Origin of the sequence: Actinokineospora guangxiensis, assembly GCF_042657845.1 — a bacterium.
GTDB classification, from domain to species: domain Bacteria; phylum Actinomycetota; class Actinomycetes; order Mycobacteriales; family Pseudonocardiaceae; genus Actinokineospora; species Actinokineospora guangxiensis.
Window position 1 is genome coordinate 509,695 of sequence record NZ_JBHSKF010000001.1, and the last position, 20,495, is coordinate 530,189.

The 20,495-nt window shown below is 73.5% G+C and carries 23 protein-coding genes; 10 read left to right on the plus strand and 13 right to left on the minus strand.

The genetic code is table 11. The annotated features are described in order from the left end of the window. The first annotated feature begins 74 nt into the window (after positions 1–74). The 5 genes from ACFPM7_RS02320 (at position 75) to ACFPM7_RS02340 (ending at position 4,404) form a co-directional block, all read left to right on the plus strand. Complete coding sequence (locus ACFPM7_RS02320; RefSeq protein ID WP_378243210.1) at positions 75–443, plus strand: VOC family protein; 369 nt, start codon at positions 75–77, stop codon at positions 441–443. Between the two features lie 42 nt (positions 444–485). Next, entirely contained in the window at positions 486–842 is a 357-nt protein-coding gene (locus ACFPM7_RS02325; RefSeq protein ID WP_378243212.1) for a VOC family protein, read from the plus strand. Between the two features lie 63 nt (positions 843–905). Continuing rightward, entirely contained in the window at positions 906–1,430 is a 525-nt protein-coding gene (locus tag ACFPM7_RS02330; RefSeq protein ID WP_378243214.1) for a PadR family transcriptional regulator, read from the plus strand. Then, positions 1,427–2,107, plus strand: a complete 681-nt coding sequence (locus ACFPM7_RS02335) for an ABC transporter ATP-binding protein (protein WP_378243217.1) — start codon at positions 1,427–1,429, stop codon at positions 2,105–2,107. Before ACFPM7_RS02330 ends, ACFPM7_RS02335 begins: the two co-directional genes overlap by 4 nt. Further along, complete coding sequence (locus ACFPM7_RS02340; protein WP_378243219.1) at positions 2,104–4,404, plus strand: FtsX-like permease family protein; 2,301 nt, start codon at positions 2,104–2,106, stop codon at positions 4,402–4,404. Before ACFPM7_RS02335 ends, ACFPM7_RS02340 begins: the two co-directional genes overlap by 4 nt. 36 nt (positions 4,405–4,440) lie before the next feature. Here the strand turns inward: ACFPM7_RS02340 and ACFPM7_RS02345 are convergent, their stop codons facing one another. Then, entirely contained in the window at positions 4,441–5,358 is a 918-nt protein-coding gene (locus ACFPM7_RS02345) for an extracellular catalytic domain type 1 short-chain-length polyhydroxyalkanoate depolymerase (protein ID WP_378243221.1), read from the minus strand. Between the two features lie 146 nt (positions 5,359–5,504). On the opposite strand from ACFPM7_RS02345, the gene ACFPM7_RS02350 reads away from it, so the two are divergent. Next, a complete protein-coding gene (locus ACFPM7_RS02350; protein ID WP_378243223.1) occupies positions 5,505–6,818 on the plus strand; it encodes a tannase/feruloyl esterase family alpha/beta hydrolase in 1,314 nt (437 codons plus the stop codon). 108 nt (positions 6,819–6,926) lie between these two features. Here ACFPM7_RS02350 and ACFPM7_RS02355 read toward each other — a convergent pair whose 3' ends face one another. From ACFPM7_RS02355 to ACFPM7_RS02385, 7 genes are all read right to left on the minus strand, one after another. After that, positions 6,927–7,754, minus strand: coding sequence for an SRPBCC family protein (locus tag ACFPM7_RS02355; protein ID WP_378243226.1), 828 nt, complete (start codon positions 7,752–7,754; stop codon positions 6,927–6,929). A gap of 1 nt (position 7,755) precedes the next feature. After that, complete coding sequence (locus ACFPM7_RS02360) at positions 7,756–8,619, minus strand: FAD binding domain-containing protein (protein WP_378243228.1); 864 nt, start codon at positions 8,617–8,619, stop codon at positions 7,756–7,758. Further along, entirely contained in the window at positions 8,616–11,048 is a 2,433-nt protein-coding gene (locus ACFPM7_RS02365) for a xanthine dehydrogenase family protein molybdopterin-binding subunit (RefSeq protein WP_378243230.1), read from the minus strand. Before ACFPM7_RS02365 ends, ACFPM7_RS02360 begins: the two co-directional genes overlap by 4 nt. A gap of 142 nt (positions 11,049–11,190) precedes the next feature. Next, positions 11,191–11,715 (minus strand): (2Fe-2S)-binding protein, encoded by a 525-nt coding sequence (locus tag ACFPM7_RS02370; protein ID WP_378243232.1) that lies wholly within the window; start codon positions 11,713–11,715, stop codon positions 11,191–11,193. A 110-nt stretch (positions 11,716–11,825) separates the two neighbouring features. Next, positions 11,826–12,935 carry an XdhC family protein gene (locus ACFPM7_RS02375; protein ID WP_378243235.1) on the minus strand — a complete coding sequence of 370 codons (1,110 nt, stop codon included), beginning with the start codon at positions 12,933–12,935 and terminating at the stop codon, positions 11,826–11,828. Further along, positions 12,928–14,013 carry a vWA domain-containing protein gene (locus ACFPM7_RS02380; protein WP_378243237.1) on the minus strand — a complete coding sequence of 362 codons (1,086 nt, stop codon included), beginning with the start codon at positions 14,011–14,013 and terminating at the stop codon, positions 12,928–12,930. The genes ACFPM7_RS02375 and ACFPM7_RS02380 overlap by 8 nt, the downstream gene beginning before the upstream one ends. 117 nt (positions 14,014–14,130) lie before the next feature. Further along, positions 14,131–15,099, minus strand: a complete 969-nt coding sequence (locus ACFPM7_RS02385) for an AAA family ATPase (RefSeq protein WP_378243239.1) — start codon at positions 15,097–15,099, stop codon at positions 14,131–14,133. On the opposite strand from ACFPM7_RS02385, the gene ACFPM7_RS02390 reads away from it, so the two are divergent. Together ACFPM7_RS02390 and ACFPM7_RS02395 are read left to right on the plus strand one after the other, a co-directional pair. Further along, positions 15,098–15,307, plus strand: coding sequence for a PspC domain-containing protein (locus ACFPM7_RS02390; RefSeq protein ID WP_378243241.1), 210 nt, complete (start codon positions 15,098–15,100; stop codon positions 15,305–15,307). The two genes, ACFPM7_RS02385 and ACFPM7_RS02390, sit on opposite strands and share 2 nt — an antisense overlap. Before the next feature lie 14 nt (positions 15,308–15,321). After that, positions 15,322–15,588: a hypothetical protein gene (locus ACFPM7_RS02395; RefSeq protein ID WP_378243243.1), complete on the plus strand. Its 267-nt coding sequence runs from the start codon at positions 15,322–15,324 to the stop codon at positions 15,586–15,588. A gap of 3 nt (positions 15,589–15,591) precedes the next feature. Here ACFPM7_RS02395 and ACFPM7_RS02400 read toward each other — a convergent pair whose 3' ends face one another. From ACFPM7_RS02400 to ACFPM7_RS02420, 5 genes are all read right to left on the minus strand, one after another. Next, positions 15,592–15,879, minus strand: coding sequence for a DUF2516 family protein (locus tag ACFPM7_RS02400; protein ID WP_378243823.1), 288 nt, complete (start codon positions 15,877–15,879; stop codon positions 15,592–15,594). Between the two features lie 91 nt (positions 15,880–15,970). Further along, positions 15,971–16,639: a hypothetical protein gene (locus ACFPM7_RS02405; RefSeq protein ID WP_378243245.1), complete on the minus strand. Its 669-nt coding sequence runs from the start codon at positions 16,637–16,639 to the stop codon at positions 15,971–15,973. Beyond that, a complete protein-coding gene (locus ACFPM7_RS02410; RefSeq protein WP_378243247.1) occupies positions 16,623–17,054 on the minus strand; it encodes a helix-turn-helix domain-containing protein in 432 nt (143 codons plus the stop codon). The genes ACFPM7_RS02405 and ACFPM7_RS02410 overlap by 17 nt, the downstream gene beginning before the upstream one ends. An 81-nt stretch (positions 17,055–17,135) precedes the next feature. After that, positions 17,136–17,753 carry a P-loop nucleotide/nucleoside kinase family protein gene (locus tag ACFPM7_RS02415; protein ID WP_378243249.1) on the minus strand — a complete coding sequence of 206 codons (618 nt, stop codon included), beginning with the start codon at positions 17,751–17,753 and terminating at the stop codon, positions 17,136–17,138. Positions 17,754–17,761: 8 nt separating this feature from the next. Then, positions 17,762–18,145, minus strand: a complete 384-nt coding sequence (locus ACFPM7_RS02420) for a TFIIB-type zinc ribbon-containing protein (RefSeq protein ID WP_378243825.1) — start codon at positions 18,143–18,145, stop codon at positions 17,762–17,764. A 190-nt stretch (positions 18,146–18,335) separates the two neighbouring features. Between ACFPM7_RS02420 and ACFPM7_RS02425 the strand changes: the two genes are divergently transcribed. Together ACFPM7_RS02425 and ACFPM7_RS02430 are read left to right on the plus strand one after the other, a co-directional pair. Further along, the gene (locus tag ACFPM7_RS02425) at positions 18,336–19,106 is read left to right on the plus strand and encodes a 3-hydroxybutyrate dehydrogenase (protein ID WP_378243251.1); all 771 of its coding nucleotides are present in this window, start codon (positions 18,336–18,338) and stop codon (positions 19,104–19,106) included. 47 nt (positions 19,107–19,153) lie between these two features. Next, complete coding sequence (locus ACFPM7_RS02430) at positions 19,154–20,494, plus strand: MFS transporter (protein ID WP_378243253.1); 1,341 nt, start codon at positions 19,154–19,156, stop codon at positions 20,492–20,494. Position 20,495 lies beyond the last annotated feature (1 nt).

Below are 20,495 nucleotides of genomic sequence, written 5' to 3' on the forward strand. Positions count from 1 at the left end.
TAGGCCCGATACCGGTTGCCGCGACGGATGATAACTCCCATAATCCAGTTGAGTGGTTACGAACGGAGGATGAGATGCCCGGACCGACCGCCCTGCGGTTGACCACCGTGCTCGACTGCCCCGATCCGGTCGCGCTCGCCGACTTCTACCGGCGCGTGATGGACCTGCCCGTGGAGGCCCGCGAGGAGAACGGCGGGGAGTGGGTGACCATGGAGACCCCGATCGGCCGCGTCGCCTTCCAGCGGGTCGCCGACTACGTCGCCCCGACCTGGCCGCAGGGCCCGCACCCGCAGATGCAGCACCTGGACTTCCAGGTCGCGGACCTCGACGCGGGCCACGAGCGGCTGCTCGGCCTCGGCGTGCCGGTGCTGGACGAGTCGCACGTCCCCGACTTCCGGGTCTACGCCGATCCGGCGGGCCACCCGTTCTGCCTCACCCGCTGACCGGCCACCGCCTGCCCGCCCCACCGCTGACTGGAGGAACCCGTGACCGTCCCGACGCTGGGCGCGATCGTGCTCGACTGCCCCGACCCGATGGCCCTGGGCGCCTTCTACGCCCGCCTGCTCGACTGGGACGCCCCCACGCCGGAGGACGGCTGGGCGAGCATCACCGGACCCGACGGCCGCCGGGTCGACTTCCAGGAGGTCGCCGACTACGCCGCCCCGACCTGGCCGAGCGGCGAGCGCCCGCAGCAGCTGCACCTTGACCTGTCGGTCGCCGACCTCGACGGCGCGCACGAGCGGACCGTCGGGCTGGGCGCGCGGCTGGTGGACGACTCCCACAAGACGTTCCGGGTGTACCTGGACCCGGTCGGGCACCCGTTCTGCCTCTGCGCCTGCTGATCAAATAAGCCCAGCTCAGGGGTCTATTCATGCGGTGTATACGTGTCGTGTACAGTCGATCGCATGTCAATCGGACACGCGTTGCTCGGCCTCCTGGAGACAGGGCCGCGGCACGGATACGACCTCAAGCGCGTCTACGACGAGCGCTTCGGCCAGGACCGGCCGCTCGCCTACGGGCAGGTCTACGCCACGCTCTCCCGGCTGCTGAAGAACGGCCTGGTCGAGGAGCGCGGCCTGGAGGCGGGCGGCGGTCCCGAGCGCAAGCGCTACGCCATCACCGACGCCGGGGTCACCGACCTCTCCGCGTGGCTGGTGACGCCGGAGAACCCGCAGGTCTACCTGCAGACGGCGATGTACACCAAGGTCGTGCTGGCGCTGATGTCCGGCCGCAGCGCCGAGGAGGTGCTCGACACCCAGCGCCACGCCCACCTCAACACCATGCGCGAGCTGACCCAGCGCAAGCGCACCGGCGACCTCGCCGACCAGCTCATCTGCGACCACGCGCTGTTCCACCTCGAGGCGGACCTGCGCTGGCTGGAGCTGACAGCCGCCCGCCTGACCGACCTGGCCACGGCGGTGACCGAATGACCGAGCCGATCCTGCTCGCGAGCGACCTGCGCAAGACCTTCGGAGCCACGCCCGCCCTCGACGGCGCGGCGATGGCGATCGCGCCCGGCGAGGTCGTCGCCGTCATGGGGCCCTCCGGCTCGGGCAAGTCGACGCTGCTGCACTGCCTGGCGGGGATCGTCGCGCCGGACTCCGGCTCGGTGCGCTACGCGGGCCGGGAGATGGCGACGATGTCCGACACCGAGCGCAGCGCGCTGCGGCGCACCGAGTTCGGCTTCGTCTTCCAGTTCGGCCAGCTGGTGCCGGAGCTGTCCTGCCTGGAGAACGTGGCCCTGCCGCTGCGCCTGGGCGGGATCAGGCGCAAGGAGGCCGAGGCGCGCTCGCGCGAGTGGCTGGACCGCCTGGAGGTCGGCGACACCGCGGCCAAGCGGCCCGGCGAGGTCTCCGGCGGCCAGGGCCAGCGGGTCGCGGTCGCCAGGGCGCTGGTCACCGCGCCGAAGGTCGTCTTCGCCGACGAGCCGACGGGCGCGCTGGACTCCCTCAACGGCGAGCAGGTCATGCGCCTGCTGACCGCGACCGCCAAGGACTCCGGCGCGGCGGTCGTGCTGGTCACCCACGAGGCCCGCGTCGCGGCGTACTCCGACCGCGAGGTCATCGTCCGCGACGGCAAGACCCGCTCGCCGGAGCTGGTCCCGTGAGCAAGAGCGGGTGGCGCACCGATCTGGTTATCGGGGTGCGGCTGGCCGTCGGGGGCGGCCGGACCTCGCTGGCCAGGTTCGTGCTCGGGGCGATCGGGGTCGGCATCGCCGTGGCGGTGCTGCTGACCTCGGCGTCGGTCGGCACCATCGCGGCCAACCGCGACTACCGCGGCGACGCGCGCAAGACCGTCAGCGAGCCGGTCGCGGGCGTCGCGCCGACGGTGCTGCGCCACGACAGCACCGAGTTCCGCGGCCAGAACATCCAGGTGCAGCGCATCATCGCCACCGGGGCGAACTCGCCGCTGCCGCCCGGGGTGGCGCGCATGCCCGCCCCTGACGAGATGGTCGTCTCGCCCGCCATGGCCGACCTGCTCGCCGACCCCGACAACGCGCTGGTGCTGCCGCGCTTCCCGCAGCGGGTCGTCGGCGAGCTGCCGGAGACCACCGTGGTCGACCCCGGCGACCTGATCGTCTACACCGGACTGCACCCGGACCTGGTCGAGGAGGGCCTCACCGAGGTCTACGCCTTCGGCGTCTTCGAGGGCCTGGAACTGGAACCGCTGCTGCTGCTCCTGCTGCTGCTCGGGGTGGTGGCGCTGCTGGTCCCGGTGTTCATCTTCGTCGCCTCCAGCACCCGCATCGCCGGGGCCGAGCGCGACCGCAGGCTCTCGGCGCTGCGCCTGGTGGGGGCGGGCAGCAGGCAGGTGCGCCGCATCGCCGCGGCCGAGACGCTGGTCAGCGCGCTGGCCGGGCTCGTGCTCGGGGCCGGGCTCTTCCTGGGCATCCGGCCGCTGATCGGCGGCGTGCGGCTGATGGACACCGGCGTGTGGCCCGCCGACGTCGTGCCCAGCCCGTGGCTGGTGCTCGTCATCGCCGTCGCGGTGCCCGCGCTGGCCGTGCTCACCGCGCAGTTCGCGCTGCGCCGCACGCTGATCGAGCCACTGGGGGTCGTGCGGTTCAGCAAGCCGGTGCGCCGCCGGGTGTGGTGGCGCCTCGCCCTGGTCGCCGCGGGCGCCGGGCTGCTGCTGTGGCACGGCGGCGTGGACGACAACAGCCGCATGTGGGCTTACAGCATCGCCGCGGGCGCGACGATGATGCTCATCGGCGTGCCGGTGCTGCTGCCGGTCATCGTGGAGCGCGTCGTGGCGCGGCTGCGCGGCGGGCCGCCGTCCTGGCAGCTCGCGGTGCGCAGGCTCCAGCTCGACAGCGGCACCTCGGCGCGCGTCATCGGCGGCATCGCCGTCGTGCTGGCGGGCGCGGTGGCGCTGCAGGCGGTGCTGATGTCGGCCTCGGCCGCCGTCGAGCTGCCCGAGGAGCAGGAGAGCGGCCTGGCCGCCGAGCCGTTGGCCAGGGGCTGGGCCTCCGGCGACGACGTCGGGCCGCTGCTGGAGACGGTCGACAGCGTCGACGGCGTGCTCTGGACCGCGTCCTTCCGCAGTACCGAGATCGAGGCCAAGCACGCCCAGGGGCCCAGCAGCATGCCGGTCTACACCGCCGACTGCGCCGACATCGAGCGCGTCTACCGCGTTGTGGACTGCGTGGACGGCGACGTGTTCCAGCCCACCGTGCTGGGCGACCTGACCGACCAGGGGGTTACCCCGGGCGCGGTCACGCCCCTGGTGCGCTACAGCGAGGAGAAGCAGGGCTACGAGACCCTCGGCGAGTGGCGGGTGCCCGAGCGGACCCGGCCGCTGACGGAGCCCCCCGGGTCCAGCCGCTACGGGCTGATCGCCACGCCGAAGGCCGCGCCGCCCCCGGACCCGATGGGGCACACCAGCCTCGACATCCGGCTGGACCCGGCCAAACCCGACGCCATCGAGCTGCTGCGCAACGCCACCTTCAACAGCGCGGTGAACGTCTACGAGAGCAGCTACCGGCCGGACTACAACGCCGAGCAGCAGACGTTCCTGACCATCCGCCGCGCACTGCTGCTGGGGTCGCTGTTCACCCTGATGCTGGCAGGCGTGAGCCTGCTGGTGCTGGCCGTCGAGCACATCAGGGAGCGCCGCCGCCCGCTGGCGGTGCTCGCCGCCAGCGGCGTGCCGACGGGCTCGATCGCCCGGTCGCTGCTGTGGCAGATCGGGGTGCCGATCGGCCTCGGGGTGGTGGTCGCGGTGGGCACCGGCGTGGCGCTGGCCGCCCTGGTCATGCGGCTGGCGACGGCGTCGCTGGTCGTGGACTGGAGCGGGGTGGCGGTGATGAGCGGGGCCTCGGTGCTGCTCGGGCTGCTGGTGTGCCTGGTGACGCTGCCGTTCCTGCGCAGCGCCACCAGGATCGAGTCCCTGCGCACCGAGTAGCCGCCCGGGGCAGCCCCCCGGATAGCACCGACCGGGTCAGCCGATCCCCCAGGCGGCGGCCATGTGCCAGGCCGCGCAGTGGTTGACGTCCAGGACGTAGGCCACCGCGCGGCCGCACTGGCCCGCCGCCGTCCCGGGGTCGACCGGCTGGCCGTGGCCCATACCGGTGATCGTGTAGGTCTCCACCGCGGTGCCGTAGCGGGCGCGCGGGTAGCCGTTCACCGTGTCGTTGCCGGTCGGAGTGGCCGGGATGCCGTGCACGTTGGTCCACTGCTCGACGATCTCGCGCATGTTCGCGGGCGCGACCGTGGTGTCGGCGGTGCCGTGCCAGACGCTGACCCTCGGCCACGGCCCGGTGTGCCCGCTGGCCGCCCTGACCTTCGCCCCCCACTGCGCGGGCGTGAGGTCCTTGCCGGGGCTCATGCAGCTGAACGCCTCGTACAGGGCGACGGCGCAGCCGTGCGGGATGCCCGCCACGATGCCGCCCGCCGAGTACAGCTCCGGGTAGGCCGCCAGCATCACCGAGGTCATCCCGCCGCCGGCGGACAGGCCGGTGACGTGCGCCTTGGCGGTGCCCGCCTCGGCGAGCGCCTTGCGGGTCATCTGGGCGATCGACTCGGCCTCGCCGCGCCCGCGCGCGGTGTCGGTGGCCTGGAACCAGTTGAAGCACCGGTTGTAGTTGTTGAGCTGCTGCTGCTGGGCCATGACGACGGTGAACCCGAAGCGCCGCGCGAGTTCGGTCCAGCCGGACGTGTCGCCGTAGGCCGCGTCCAGGGTGCAGCCGTGCAGGGCGATGACGACCGGCCTGCCCTGGGCCAGGCCCGGCGGGGCGTAGCGGAACATCTTCAGCGCCCCGGGGTTGCTGCCGAACGACGGGACCTCGGTCGCCGCCTGCGCCGCGGGCGCTGCCAGGAGCGCCGCGAGGGTCAGCAGAGCGACTGCTGCCGCGCGCATACCACCACCTCCTTGTGATGTCGGTCTCCCGACGCTAGGTCGGCTCCGGGGGGCCGGACCACGGTGCGCGGCACCACAGCGGCGCGCGGGGATGTGTAGGCCGCGGGCATGGCCAGGGGGTGTGACCCCGCTTACCGTCGGTGCCCATGCGCCCCCGTCTTTCGCTGCCGACCGCGCTGGTCGCGGTCGCGTTGGCCGCGACCCTGTCCCCGTCCGCCGCGGTCGCCGCCCCCGGCTGCGCCGCGCCGCGCGTGCCGGGCGCCGCCGTGCAGAAGTCCGCCTGCCTGGACGACCTGACCACCACCGGCACCCTCGCCTCCGGGCACACCGTCGCCGCCGACTGGGCGGGCCTGACCTCGGCCGGGCTGCCCGTCCCGGCCGCGGTGCCCGGCGTGCAGGTCGACGGCTACTTCCCGGACTCCTCGACCACCAACACCCACCACGGCTGGAACCACGACGCCCAGTTCGTCCTGCGGCTGCCGCGGAACTGGAACGGCGGCCTGGTCGTCTCCGGCGCGCCGGGCGTGCGCCGCCAGTACGCCAACGACCGCGCCATCGCCGACCACGCCCTGGCCGCGGGCTACGCCTTCGCCGCCACCGACAAGGGCAACAGCGGCGCGGCGTTCTTCCAGGACGGCCGCAGGCCCGGCGACGCCCTGGCCGAGTGGCACGCGCGGGTCACCCAGCTGACCGTGGCCGCCGAGCTGGCGGCGTGGAAGCACTACCAGCGGCCGGTCACCCGCACGATCGCCGCGGGCATCTCCAATGGCGGCTACCTGGTGCGCTGGCAGCTGGAGAACGTCCCGTGGCTCTACGACGGCGGCGTGGACTGGGAAGGCGCGCTCTGGACGGCCGAGGGCCCGAACCTGTTCACCACGCTGCCGCCCGCCCTGCGCGCCTACCCGCAGGGGCGGCCGACCGGCTTCCCGGCGGGCACGGAGTTCCTGTGGGACTACCACTACCGCGTCTACTGGGACCTGACCCAGCGCATCTACCGCGAGGAGTTCGACCCGGGCTTCGACGGCGCGCTGGAGGCCGGGGCCCCGTTCTGCGCGAGCGGGACGCCGCGCTGCGACACCGACTACGACTACGCCACGCGGCCGAACTCGGTGCACCAGGCCGTCGCCCGGATCTCGCTGACCGGGCGCATCGGCAAGCCGCTGATCACCCTGCACGGCGACCTGGACACTCTGCTGCCGATCAGCGACTCCGACGCCTACGCCGGGATGGTCGCCGAGCGCGGCGCGTCGCGCCTGCACCGCTACTTCCGGGTCGAGGGCGGCAACCACGTCGACGGCCTCTACGACGTGCACCCGGACCGGCTGCGCCCCATCGGCCCCTGCTACCTGAGCGCCTTCACCGCCATGGAGACCTGGCTGGCGACGGGCCGCGCGCCCGCGTCGGCCACCATCGGCTTCCAGCGCCCGAACGACCCGGCCACCACCTGCGCGCTCGCCTGAGGCAGCACCGGGCAGCAGGGCGGCTGCCGCTCCGGGAGTCCCGGTGACGGCAGCCGCCCCCTTCTTCTGCGCCCACTCCTTCTGGGCCCACTCCTTCTGGGCCTGCCCCTAGCCCCTCCTGCGCCGCACCACCGCGACGACCACCCCGAGCACCGCCAGCAGCACGGCGACCGGAACGGCCCGCTTGGCCACCGACGTGCCCGCCAGCTCCATCAGGTCGATCGGCTCGGCCTCCGGCTCGGGCCGCGGTTCCGGCGCGGCGGCGAGCTTGCGCGCCGCCGCGCCCGCCCCGGTGCCGCCCGAACCCTGACCAGGCCCGCTCCGCCCGGCCGCCGCGCCGTTACCGGCGGGCGGGTCGGTGGCGGCCGGGGTGTCGCCTGCGGGGTCCGCGGCGCTCGCGTTGCCCGCTCCGGCGCCCGGGGCGGCCCGCGCCGCGGGCGGACCGCCCGGGGCGTCCTCCACCGGCTCGCGCGGGGCGGGGGGCTCGTCGGGGGGCGCGGTCAGCTTGCGGGACAGGCAGCCCGCGAAGCTGTCCAGGATCTTGCCGCCGACCTCGCCGATCAGCCCGCGCCCGAACTGGGCGGGCTTGCCGGTGATCGACAGGTCGGTGTCGACCTTGCCGACCGTCTCGCCGCCGTCCTCCGAGAGGGTCAGGGTGACCGCGGCGGAGGCCGTGCCGTTGCCCTGCGAGTCCTTGCCGGACGCCTTGATCACCACCCGGCGCGCGGCCTCGTCGCGCTCGACGAACTCGCCCTTGCCCTTGTAGGTCAGGGAGATCGGGCCGAGCTTCACCTTCACCGTGCCGGTGAAGGTGTCGCCGTCGACGCCGGTCAGGGTGGCGCCGGGCATGCACGGCGCCACCCGCTGCGGGTCGAGGACCGCGGCCCACACCTCGGCGAGCGGGGCGGGGACGCGGAACTCGTGCTCCAGCCGCACCTCAGACCCCTGCCGCCGCGGTGAGCGCCCGGCCGGTGAGGACGCGGGCCAGGTGCTCGCGGTACTCGCGGTCGGCGTTGCCGTCAGCCGTCGGGGAGGTGCCCTCGGCGGCGTGCGCCGCGGCGGCGCGGATCGACTCGGCGGTGGCGGGCTGACCCACCAGCGCCGCCTCCACCGCCGCCGCGCGCACCGGCACGGCGGCCATGTTGGTCAGCGCGACCCTGGCCTCGGCCACCGTGCCGCCTGTGCCGCCCTCGACCCGCAGGCACGCCGCCACGCCGACGATCGACCACGCCTGGGCGACGCGGTTGAACTTCTCGTAGTGGGCGTGCCAGCCGGTGTGCTTGGGCAGGCGGACCTCCACCAGGATCTCGTCGGCGGCCATCGCGGTGGTGAAGAAGTCGACGAAGAAGTCCGCGGCGGGCACCGTGCGCCGCCCGCCGGGCCCGCAGAGCACCAGCTCAGCGCCCATGGCCAGGCACGGCGCGGAGAGATCGCCCGCCGGGTCGGCGTGGGCCAGCGCGCCGCCGAGGGTGCCGCGGTGGCGGACCTGGGGGTCGGCGACGGTGTCGGTGGCCAGCTTCAGCAGGTGCAGGTGGTGCTCCACGAGCGGGTCGCGCTGCACCTCGTAGTGGCTGGTCATCGCGCCGATGGCGATGTGCTCGCCGTCCTCGCGGATGCCGTGCAGCTCGGCGACGCGGCCGAGGTCGATCAGCGTCGTCGGGGCGGCCAGGCGCATGCGCAGCACCGGCAGCAGGCTCTGCCCGCCCGCGATGACCTTGGCGTCCTCGCCCGCGGCCGCCAGCGCGCTGACCGCCTCGTCCACAGTGGACGGGGCTGTGTAGTCGAACTCGGCGGGGATCACTTGCCACCTCCGGACAGGGAGCCGAGACCGCCGCCCGCCTCCGACCCACCCGGTCCGCCCGCGTCGGGCCGACCGGTCCTGATGGCCGTCCACACCCGCATCGGGGTGCACGGCATGGCGATGTCGCTGACGCCGAGGTGGCGCACCGCGTCCACGACGGCGTTGACCACCGCGGGCGTCGAGGCGATCGTGCCCGCCTCGCCGACGCCCTTGACGCCCAGCGGGTTCGTCGAGGACGGCGTCTCGGTGCGGTCGACCTCGAAGAACGGCAGGTCCGCCGCCGAGGGCAGCAGGTAGTCGGCGAAGGTGCCGGTGGTGAGCGTGCCCGACTCGTCGTGCACCGCCTCCTCGAACAGCGCCTGCGCGATGCCCTGCGCGAGCCCGCCGTGCACCTGGCCCTCCACGATCATCGGGTTGACCACCGTGCCGATGTCGTCCACGCAGACGTACTTGCGCAGCGTGATCCCGCCGGTCTCGGTGTCGACCTCGGCGGCGCACAGGTGCGTGCCGTGCGGGTAGGAGAAATTCTCCGGGTCGTAGGTGGCCTCGGCGTCCAGCGACGGCTCCATCCCGTCGGGCAGGTTGTGGGCGGAGAACACGGCGAAGGCGATGTCGCCCATGCCGGTGGACTTGTCGGTGCCGCGCACGGTGAAGGTGCCGTTGTCGAAGTCCAGGTCGTCCTCGGCGCACTCCATCAGGTGCGCGGCGATCGCCTTGGCCTTCGCCACGACCTTCTCCGCGGCCTTGACCACCGCGATCGCGCCGACGGCCAGCGAGCGCGAGCCGTAGGTGTCGAGCCCGCGCGGGGAGATCTGGGTGTCGCCGTGCAGCACCTCCACGTCCTCGAACGGCACGCCGAGCTGGTCGGCGACGATCTGGCTCCAGGCCGTCTCGTGGCCCTGCCCGTGCGCCGAGGAGCCGGTGACGACCTCGACCTTGCCGCTGGGCAGCATCCGGACCGCGGCGTGCTCCCAGCCGCCCGCGGCGTAGGACAGCGCGCCCAGCACCCGCGACGGCGCCAGCCCGCACATCTCGGTGAAGGTCGAGATGCCGATGCCCAGCTGCACGATGTCGCCGCGCTCGCGGCGTTCGGCTTGCTCGCGGCGCAGCTCGTCGTAGCCGAAGAGCTGCTTGGCCTTCTCGGTGGCGGCCTCGTAGTTGCCCGTGTCGTACTCCAGCCCGGCCACCGTGGTGAACGGGAACTCCTCGTGCTTGATCCAGTTCAGCTCGCGCACGGCCAGCGGGTCCATGCCGACCTCGACGGCCAGCTCGTCCATCAGCCGCTCGATGGCGAAGGTGGCCTCGGGCCGCCCGGCGCCGCGGTAGGCGTCCGTCGGGGTCTTGTTGGTGAAGACGTTGGTGCAGGAGAAGTGGTAGGCCGGGAACTTGTAGATCGCGTTGAACATGAACGCGCCCAGGATCGGCACGCCCGGGGTGACCAGGCGCAGGTAGGCGCCCATGTCGGCGAGCAGCTCCACCTTGAGCCCGGTGACCGTGCCGTCGCGCTTGGCGGTGAGGGTGAGCTTCTGGATCTGGTCGCGGCCGTGGTGGGCCGAGAGCAGCGACTCCGAGCGGGTCTCGGTCCACTTGACCGGCTTGCCCAGGCGCTTGGCCAGCAGCAGGCAGATGACCTCCTCCGGGGTCACCTGGAGCTTGCCGCCGAAGCCGCCGCCGACGTCGGGGGCGATGACCCGCACCTTGTGCTCGGGCGTGCCGGTGGTGAGGGCGACCATCAGCCGCAGGATGTGCGGGACCTGGGTGGCCGACCACATCGTGTACTGCTCGCCCGTCGGGTCGACCACGACCGAGCGCGGCTCCATGAACGCCGGGATCAGCCGCTGCTGGCGGTAGGTGCGCTCGATGAGCACCTCGGCCTCGGCGATGGCCAGGTTGACGTCGCCGCCGGTGCCCGCCTCGGCCGAGTCGAAGACCCAGGTGGCGGACTTGTTGGTCTCCAGCTCGGGGTGCACGAGGTCGGCGCCGTCGGCGACGGCGGCGGCCATGTCCAGCACGACCGGCAGGTCCTCGTAGTCGACGTCGATCGCGGCGAGCGCGTCGGCGGCCTCGTAGCGGCCGCGGGCCAGCACGACGGCCACCGCCTCACCGGCGAAGTTGACCTCGTCGACGGCCAGCGACGGCGCGTTCGGCGACTTCATGTCCTCGGTGATCGGCCACGCGCACGGCAGGCTGCCCTGCTCGTCGGCGAAGTCGCGGCCGGTGAAGACGGCGACCACGCCGGGCATGGACCGCGCCGCCGAGACGTCGATGGCGGTGATCCTGGCGTGGGCGACCGGGCTGCGCAGGAACGCCACGTGCAGCAGGCCGGGCAGGGTGATGTTGTCGGTCCAGCGGGTCCGCCCGGTGATCAGCCGCGCGTCCTCCTTGCGCAGCCGCGCCTTGCCGACCTCCGGTTCAGCCGTAGCAGTCACTGTCCCGCCTCCCCGAGTTTCCGCATGGTGGCCGCGCTGGGTGCGCACCGCCCGTGGGCACGGTGGTCAGTGCCCGGTCCCCTTGTCAGCGGCTGCGAGGTGCTCGGCAGAGCTGTGCGATCAGCGATCGACACGGGATTCATCACTCGCCTCCGGAGAGTTGGGCGGAGCGCTGGTCGACGCGTTCGGCCTCCGGGCCCGCGCCGGGGCGCATGCGGCCCGCGGCGTCGCGCACGGCGCGGACGATGTTCTGGTAGCCGGTGCAGCGGCAGAGGTTGCCCTCCATGCCGGTGCGCACGGTCTCCTCATCGGGGTCGGGGTCATCAGCCAGCAGGTCGATCGCCTGCATGATCATCCCGGGGGTGCAGAAGCCGCACTGCAGTGCGTGGTTGTCGTGGAACGCCTGCTGCACCGGGTGCAGCTGCCCGTCGCGGGCCAGCCCCTCGACGGTGGCGACCTCGCGGCCGTCGGCCTGCACGGCCAGCACCGAGCAGGACTTCACGCTGTGGCCGTCGAGGTGGACGGTGCAGGCGCCGCAGTTGCTGGTGTCGCAGCCGACGACCGTCCCGACTTTCCCGAGGCGTTCGCGCAGGTAGTGCACGAGGAGAAGGCGCGGCTCGACCTCATCGGTGTAGGTCGTTCCGTCGACGCTGACGGTGATGCGCATCAAGCCTCCAGTGGTGGGCGGTGACCGGGCTCACAACCGAGCCTGCTACTGGAAAGTTGAACCGGCAACCCCTCGTCCCCCGCCTGTGGACAACTCGCCCGCTCGCGCGGTTATCCGTGAATCCGCCCGGAGCCCTCGGCCAGCCGCGTCCCGGCCCCGCCCCAGCGCAGCGCGATGATCTCCGCGGCGATCGACACCGCGGTCTCCTCCGGGGTGCGCGCGCCCAGGTCGAGGCCGATCGGCGAGGCCAGGCCGGACAGCTCGGCCTCGGTCAGCCCGGCCTCGCGCAGCCGCGCGAGCCGGTCGTCGTGGGTGCGCCGCGAGCCCATCGCGCCGACGTAGCCCAGCTTCGCGCGCAAGGCGACCTGCAGCACCGGCACGTCGAACTTGGGATCGTGGGTCAGCACGCACACCACCGTGCGCTCGTCCACGCGACCGGCGTCCAGTTCGGCGCTCAGGTAGCGGTGCGGCCAGTCCACGACCACCTCGTGCGCGCCGGGGAAGCGCGACACCGTGGCGAACACCGGCCGCGCGTCGCAGACGGTCACCCGGTAGCCGAGGAAGGAGCCCATGCCCGCCATCGCCGAGGCGAAGTCGATCGCGCCGAAGACCAGCAGCCGCGGCGGCGGCTCGTAGGAGTTGACGAACACCCGCATGCCCTCGCCGCGCCGCTCGCCGTCGGGGCCGTAGGACAGCGTCGCGGTGCGCCCGCCCGCCAGCAGGCCCCGCGCGTCGTCGGTCACCGCGGCGTCGACCCGCGCCGACCCCGTCGTGCCCGCGGCGCGGTCCGGCCAGACCACGACCCGCCTGCCCACGAGATCACCCGGGTGGGCGATGACCGTGGCGACGGCGACCGGCACCTCCGCGCGCACCGACTCGGCCAGCTCGCCCAGCTCGGGGAAGGACTCGCGGTCCACCCGCTGCACGAAGACGTCGATGATCCCGCCGCAGGTCAGCCCGACGGCGAAGGCGTCGTCGTCGCTGACCCCGTAGCGCTGCAGCACCGCGCGGCCCCCGGCGATCGCCTCGCGGCCCAGCTCGTAGACCGCGCCCTCGACGCACCCGCCGGACACGCTGCCCGAGACGGTCCCGTCGGCGGCCACCGCCATCGCCGCGCCTGGCGCGCGCGGGGCCGAGGAGAAGGTGGCCACCACGGTGCCGACCGCGACCGCCTCCCCGGCCGACCAGCGGGCCAGGACCTCGTCCAACACATCACGCACGGCGCACCTCTCGCAGGAGTTCGTCGAGCATGGCCAGGCTGTGCCCGGCCAGCAACCGGTCGACGTGGGGCAGGGCGGCGGCGATCCCGGACTGCACCGGCGCGTAGCCGTCGGCGCCGGCGTGCGGGTTGACCCACAGCACCCGGTGGGCCAGCCGCGCCAGCCGCGCCACCTGCTCGCCGAGCGCGGCGGGGTCGCCGCGCTCCCAGCCGTCGGAGAACAGCACCACCACCGCGCGCCGGGCCACGCCGCGCTGCCCCCAGCGGTCCAGGAACACGCGCAGCGTCTCGCCCAGGCGCGTGCCGCCCGCGAAGTCGGGGACGGCGCGCGCGGCGGCGGCGAGCGCCTGCTCCGGGTCGCGCCCGCGCAGCTGGCGGGTGAGCCGGGTCAGCCGGGTGCCGAGGGTGAACACCTCGGCGGGCGAGCGCCGGGCCACCGCGTGGGCGAAGCGCAGCAGCGTGTCGGCGTAGGGGTGCATGGAGCCGGAGACGTCGATGAGCAGCACGACCCGGCGCGGGCGGGTGCCCCGGCGCGAGCGCGGCAGCCGGACCGGCTCGCCGCCGGTGGCCAGCAGCGCGCGCAGCACCCGGTCGGGGTCGAGCGGGCCGCGGCGGTCGGGGCGGCGGCGGGCGGCCGGGCGCGCGGGCGGCTCGGGGCGCAGCAGGGCGATCAGCTCGCGCAGGTGCGCGCGCTCGGCGGCGGTGAGGCCGGAGACGTCGCGGTGGCGCAGCACCTCGGCGTCGCTCGCGCCCGGGTGTGCGTCGGGCTCGCCGCCCGCGCGGGCCTGGGCGCCGGTCAGCGCGGCGATGGTGGAGCGGCGGGGCGTCGGCCGGGCGGTGCGCGGCGGGGGCTTGGGGGAGTCGCCGCCGAACCAGGCGCGGAAGGCGTCGTCGTAGCGGGGCAGGTCGTCGGGCTCGCCGCACAGCGTCAGCCTGCCCGCCCAGTAGAGGCGGCCGAGGTCGTCGGCGCCCAGCGCCGCGGCCGCGGCGAGGTAGGCGCGCACCCGGTCGGGACCGGCGCCGACCCCGGCGGCGCGCAGCGCCGTCGCGAAACCGGTCAGACCGGGCAGCGGGTCCATCCCGCCATTCTGCGCCTGATGCGGGGAGCGGAGCGCCCCGAGCGCCGCCACTCGCCGGGCCGGTCCGCTCCCCGGCGGCCATCATCGCTGGTCGGCCCCTTGCGCGGCGACCGGTTTTCAGCCGCTGAGCAGCGCGTCCAGCCCGGCGGTGACCACCCGGTCGACGTCCTCGCGGTACTTGAGCACCGCGCCCAGCGTGGCCGCCGCCGTCGCCGCGTCCAGCTCGTCGCGGCCGAGGGCGAGCAGCGCCCTGGCCCAGTCGATGGACTCCGCGACCCCGGGCGGCTTCAGCAGGTCGGCCCCGCGCATCCGCCCGACCGCGCGGGCGACCTGCTCGGCGAGGGCGGCGGTGACGCCGGGCAGCGTGCGCCGCAGGATCGCGACCTCGCGCGGCAGGTCGGGGTGGTCGAGCCAGTGGTAGAGGCAGCGGCGCTTGAGCGCGTCGTGCACCTCGCGGGTGCGGTTGGAGGTGAGCACCACCAGCGGTGGCGCGGTGGCGCGCACCTCGCCCAGCTCGGGGATGGAGACGCTGTGCTCGCCGAGCACTTCGAGCAGCAGCGCCTCGAACTCGTCGTCGGCGCGGTCGACCTCGTCGACCAGCAGCACGCACGGCGCCTCCTCCAGCGCCCGCAGCAGCGGCCGGGCGAGCAGGAACCGCCTGGTGTACAGCGACTTCTCGGCCTCGTCGGCGTCCACCGGGCCCGCGGCCTCCAGGGCGCGCAGGTGCAGCAGCTGGCGGGGGAAGTCCCAGTCGTAGAGCGCCTGGGCGGCGTCGATGCCCTCGTGGCACTGCAGGCGGATCAGCGGCAGGTCGAGCGCGCGGGCCAGCGCCAGCGCCAGCGCCGTCTTGCCGGTGCCGGGCTCGCCCTCGCAGAACAGCGGCCTGCCCAGAGCGGTGGCCAGGTAGGCGGCGGTGGCCACGCCGGTGTCGGCCAGGTACCCGACGCGGTCGAGCGCGGTGGCGACCTCATCGGGGGTGTGCACCCGGCCACGGTATCCGGACCCGGGCCCGGGGTCACCCTGAGCTGGGATTCCGGGTCGTTCCCCGATGTGGCGCCCGCCCGGCGCGGGCAGGCTTGGGGACATGAACGAGTACACCGACACCAAGGTCCGCAAGCTCCGCCGCAGCAAGTCCGACCGCATGGTCGCCGGTGTCTGCGGCGGCATCGCCCGCCTGATGGGCGTCGACGCCGCGCTCGTGCGCATCCTGCTCGTCGGGGCCACGCTGCTCGGCTTCGGCACGGGCGCGGTCATCTACCTCGCCTGCTGGCTGATCATCCCCGAGGACACCTGATCTAAGGTCGGCGGGTGTCCCGCCCCCTGGTGCTCATCGCCGCCGCCGCGCTGCTCGCGGCGGCGGGGCTGGTGAGCTTCCTGGTCCTGCTGCTGGGACCGGCCATGGGCGGGAGCCCGGTGACCGGGACCGTCCTCTTCACGCTCGTGGTGGTGCTGGCCGCCGCGGGCGCTGTCGTGCTCGCGGTGCGCGGCGCGCGGGCGCTGTGGGGGTGCTCGGTGCTGATCCTGGGGGCGCTGCTGGCGACCGGGGTGCTGCTGGCGTTCGTCTCCCGGAGCTGACCCCTACCAGCGCTGGCCGCGCTGCACCTCGATGAGCCGGGGGCGCACGTCCACGATGTAGACCAGCGCGGCGACCAGGCCCGCCATCCAGAAGATCCAGCCCGTCCCGGCGAAGCTGAACAGCAGCAGCGCCGCGAGCGCGCCCGCGGTGATGCCCAGCCACGCGGGCTTGGACATCCGGTCGGCCGCCGAGTACGCGTCGGGCCTTTGGAGCAGGGCGTGGATGAACGCGAACGCGCCCACCGGGATCGCCGCCCAGGAGATCACGTTCAGAATCCAGATAGCTGCCATCGGCACGCCACCAGACTACGTGCCCCGCTGGACGATCACCATAGAGATGGGCCCGGGGCGGATCATCCCCGGGCCCATCTGCGAAGACGCGTTACTTGTCGGTCTTCGGGGTGCTCTTGCGCGCGGTGCCGTTGGTGGTGCTGCCGGTGCCGGTGGCGGCGGCGCGGGTGGTCGCGGGCTTGCGGGCCGGGGCGGTCTTGTTGGCGACCCGGCGGCTGGTGCTGCGGACCTCGTGGGCGAGGTCGTCACCGGCCTCCTCGACGGCCTCGGCGACCTCGGCGGCGACGCGCTGGGCGGTGATGGCGCTCTTCTCGCCGACCGAGCGGGTCTTGCGGGTGACGCGGGTCAGCACGTCCTCGGCCAGCACACGAGCGTCGCCTGCGACGTCGCCCGCCCGCTCCGAGGCGGTGGCGATGGCCTCTTCCAGCTGCTCGATGGCCTTCTTGACCTGCGGTTGCGCCTTCAGCTTGTCGAGGGTGTCCTCGCCCTGGTCGGCCAGCTTCTGGTAGAGCTTCACGGCCGCGTCGGTGTACTCGTCGACGAGCTTGCGCAGCTCGTTGGGGTCCACGCGGTTGGGCAGGTCGTTGACCGCCTCGCGGGTGTTCTCGGCGCGCTCCTTGGCGCGCTGCACGGCGTCGGCGACGGCCTTGGCGGCGAGGTCGCCCGCGCCGAGGGCGGCCAGCAGCGGGGTGCGGATCTGCTCGATCGCGGTGTTCACCGCGGCGATGGCCTGCTCGCGGACCTCATCGGTCTTGGTCATCCTGGCTCACTCCTTCGGTGTCCACTTCGGATTCGTCTGCTGTGGACTGGTCGTTTTCCCGCCGGAATGACTGGTAGATGTCCAGCAGGATCTGCTTCTGGCGCTCGGTGAGCTCGTCGGCGGCGCGCACGGCGTCGACGACCGGCCCACCCGCGGGCACGTCCAGGATTCCGGCCTGGACGTACAGCGCCTCCGCGGAGATGCGCAGCCCCTTGGCGATCTGCTGCAGGATCTCCGCGCTCGGCTTGCGCAGGCCGCGTTCGATCTGGCTCAGGTACGGGTTGGACACACCGGCGAGCTTGGACAGCTGGCGCAGCGAGATCTTGGCCTGGTTGCGCTGCTGCTTGATGTAGTCGCCGATGTCCCGGCCGAGGTCGGCGACCTTGTCCAATGGCTTGTCGTAAGACTTGTCCACGGCGCGTCTCCTCATTCCCTGACGAGGACGACGCTACGCCGAAGTGCTAGCTACTGCAAGCGGAGGTGCTTGCGGGATGGGTCACACGCGCAGCCGGGCGCGCACCCAGGCGGCCACCGCGGCGGCCGTCTCCGCCACCGGGGCGTGCGTGGTGTCCAGCAGCTCCATCGGCGGGTCGGTGGTCGCGGCGTTGGCCTTCACCCAGGCGTTGAAGCGCAGCATGTCGGCGATGCGGGCCTCGTCCTGCCAGCCGCGCCAGGCGGGGCGCGCGCTCAGCCGCGCGCGCAGGACGTCGTCGTCGGCGACGAGGGCCAGGTAGTGGATCTCGGAGAAGAGCAGGCGCTCCGGGCGCGACTCGAACTGCGGCGGCGCGACCGTGCCGCACAGCACGGAGGGGCGCCCGCTCTGGTTGAGCATGGCGATCATCCGCAGCCAGGTCTGGCGGAAGGAGCCGAAGTCGTCGGCGGGATCGCGCAGCGCGCCGATCCAGAGCACGTCCTGCTCCAGCACCAGGACGTCGTCGCCGAGCAGCGCCCCCAGGCGCTTGCAGACCGTCGACTTGCCCGTCCCGCTGGGCCCGGTCAGCGCGAACACCGGGAGCCGGTGGAACGGCTCCCGGTGCCCACACCCGCGGCAGAGCAGGACGTCCCCGTCGACCGTCGGCGCGTCGGCCCACTCGCCGCAGGCCGCGCAGATCATCGGGTTCGTCAGTCGAACAGCTCCTCGAGGAAGCTCTTGCGGCGCTTCTTGTAGTGCCCGCCGTGGCCGTAGCCGCCGTGGTGGCCGTATCCGGGAGGCGAGTCGCGGTGCCCGTACCCGGGGGGCGAGTCGCGGTAGACCGGCTGGCCGTAGCCGGGCTGGGGGGCGGGCGGGTAGGCGGCCGGGGCGGGCTGCGCCGGGTACGCGCCCGGGGCGGGCTGGTACGGCGGCGGCGGGCCCGCGGCGGCGGCCTGGTAGCGCTGCTCCGCGGTCAGGATCTGCTCCAGCTCACCGCGGTCGAGGAAGATGCCGCGGCAGCTATCGCACTGGTCGATGTGGATGCCCTGCCGGTCGACCGTCTTCATGGTGCTCTGGCACTTCGGACAAATCAAAGTCACACGCTCCGTCTCTGGGCACTCCACGCCCGACCCGGACGATCATAGGGTCGGCGCGCCGCTGCGCACTCCAACGCCCACGCCCCGTGTCCGGTTCCGTCGTGGTGGGTCCCACCACCACCGGCGGCGAAGGTGTAGGCGGCCGACACATGGTTGGCCGGACCAGCCCAGCCTACCGTTTCCCGGCATGACCAGTGGTCCGCATCACACGCTCGACGGGCGCACCGCGCTGGTGACCGGCGGGGCGTCGGGCATCGGCGCCGCCTGCGCCGCCGCCCTGGCCGCCGCGGGGGCCAAGGTGCACGTGGTCGACCGGGACGGCCCCGGCGCCGAGTCGGTCGCCGCCGCGGTGGGCGGGGTCGCGCACACCGCGGACCTGGCCGACCCGGACGCCGTCGCCGCGCTCTGCGCGGCGGTCCCGGAAGTGGACGTCCTGGTGAACAACGCCGGGCTCCAGCACGTCGCCGCCCTGCACGAGTTCCCGCCGGAGCGCTTCGCGCTGATCCAGCAGGTGATGGTCACCGCGCCGTTCCTGCTGATCAGGGCGGCCCTGCCGCACATGTACGCCAGGGGATGGGGCCGCGTGGTCAACATCTCCAGCGTGCACGGCCTGCGGGCCAGCGCGTTCAAGTCCGCCTACGTGACGGCCAAGCACGCGCTGGAGGGCCTGTCGAAGGTGACCGCCGTCGAAGGCGCCCCCCACGGGGTGACCAGCGTGTGCGTCAGCCCCGGCTACGTCGGCACCCCCCTGGTCGAGGCCCAGATCGCCGCCCAGGCGCGCGAGCACGGCATCGATGAGGACGACGTCGTGGAGCGGGTCCTGCTGGAGCGGGTACCGCTCAAGCGGCTCATCGCCGCCGAGGACGTCGCCGCGCTCGTCGTGTGGCTCTGCGGGCCGCACGCGGCGCACCTGACCGGGGCGTCGGTCCCGGTCGACGGCGGCTGGACCGCCACGTGAGAAAGCTCCCCCTGCGCGCTCCCCTAGCAGAAGACCGGTGACCCCCCATGTCCGCGAAGCCATCGAAGCCAAAGTCGTCCTTCGTGCGGATCGTCGGCGCGAGCCTGATCGGCACCACCGTCGAGTGGTATGACTTCTTCCTCTACACCGCCGCCGCGGCGCTGGTGTTCAACAAGCTGTTCTTCCCCACCGCCGACCCGCTCACCGGCACCCTGCTGGCGTTCACCACCTACGCCATCGGGTTCCTGGCCCGCCCGATCGGCGGCCTGGTCTTCGGGCACTTCGGCGACAAGGTCGGACGCAAGAAGCTGCTGGTCCTGAGCCTGCTGCTGATGGGTGGCGCGACCTTCGCGATGGGTCTGCTGCCGACCTACGCCGCGATCGGCGCCGCCGCGCCGATCCTGCTGACGCTGCTGCGCCTGGTGCAGGGCTTCGCGCTCGGCGGCGAGTGGGGCGGCGCGGTGCTGATCGTCTCCGAGCACGGCGACGACAAGCGCCGCGGGTTCTGGGCGTCCTGGCCGCAGTGCGGCGCGCCGGGCGGCAACCTGCTGGCCACCGCGGTGCTGGCCATCATGGCGGCCACCCAGTCCGACGAGGCGTTCCTGTCCTGGGGCTGGCGCGTGCCGTTCCTGCTCTCCGGCGTGCTGGTCGTCATCGGGCTCTGGATCAGGCTGACGGTCACCGAGTCGCCGGTGTTCATGGCCGCGCAGGCCAAGGCCGACGCGCGGGAGAAGCACGTGCCGGTGGTCGAGGTGTTCCGCCACGGCTGGCGGCGGGTGCTGATCACCATCGGCTCGCGCATGGCCGAGAACGTCTCCTACTACGTGATCACCGCGTTCATCCTCGTGTACGTGACCACCGGCCTGGACATGGCGCGCACCGTCGGGCTGAACGCGGTGCTGATCGGGTCGGCTGTCCACTTCCTGGCGATCCCGCTGTGGGGCGCGCTCTCCGACCGCATCGGCCGCAGGCCGGTGTACCTGATCGGCGCGGTCGGGGTCGCGGCGTGGTCCTTCGCGTTCTTCGCGCTGCTGGACACCCGGTCCTCCGGCCTGATCATCCTCGCCGCGACCGTGGGCCTGGTGCTGCACGGGGCGATGTACGGGCCGCAGGCGGCGTTCTTCAGCGAGCAGTTCCCGACCCGCTACCGCTACACCGGGCTCTCCATCGGCGGCCAGCTGTCCTCGGTCGCCGCGGGCGCGCTCGCCCCGCTGATCGCGACCGCGCTGTTCCAGCGCTACGACAGCACGCTTCCGGTGGCGCTCTACGTCTGCTCGATGTCGGCCATCACCGTGGTCGCCGTGCTCGCCGCCCGCGAGACCAGGGGCCAGTCGCTGCACGACGACGCCGAGGAGCCCACCCGGCCCAAGACCGCCCAAGCGGTCTGAC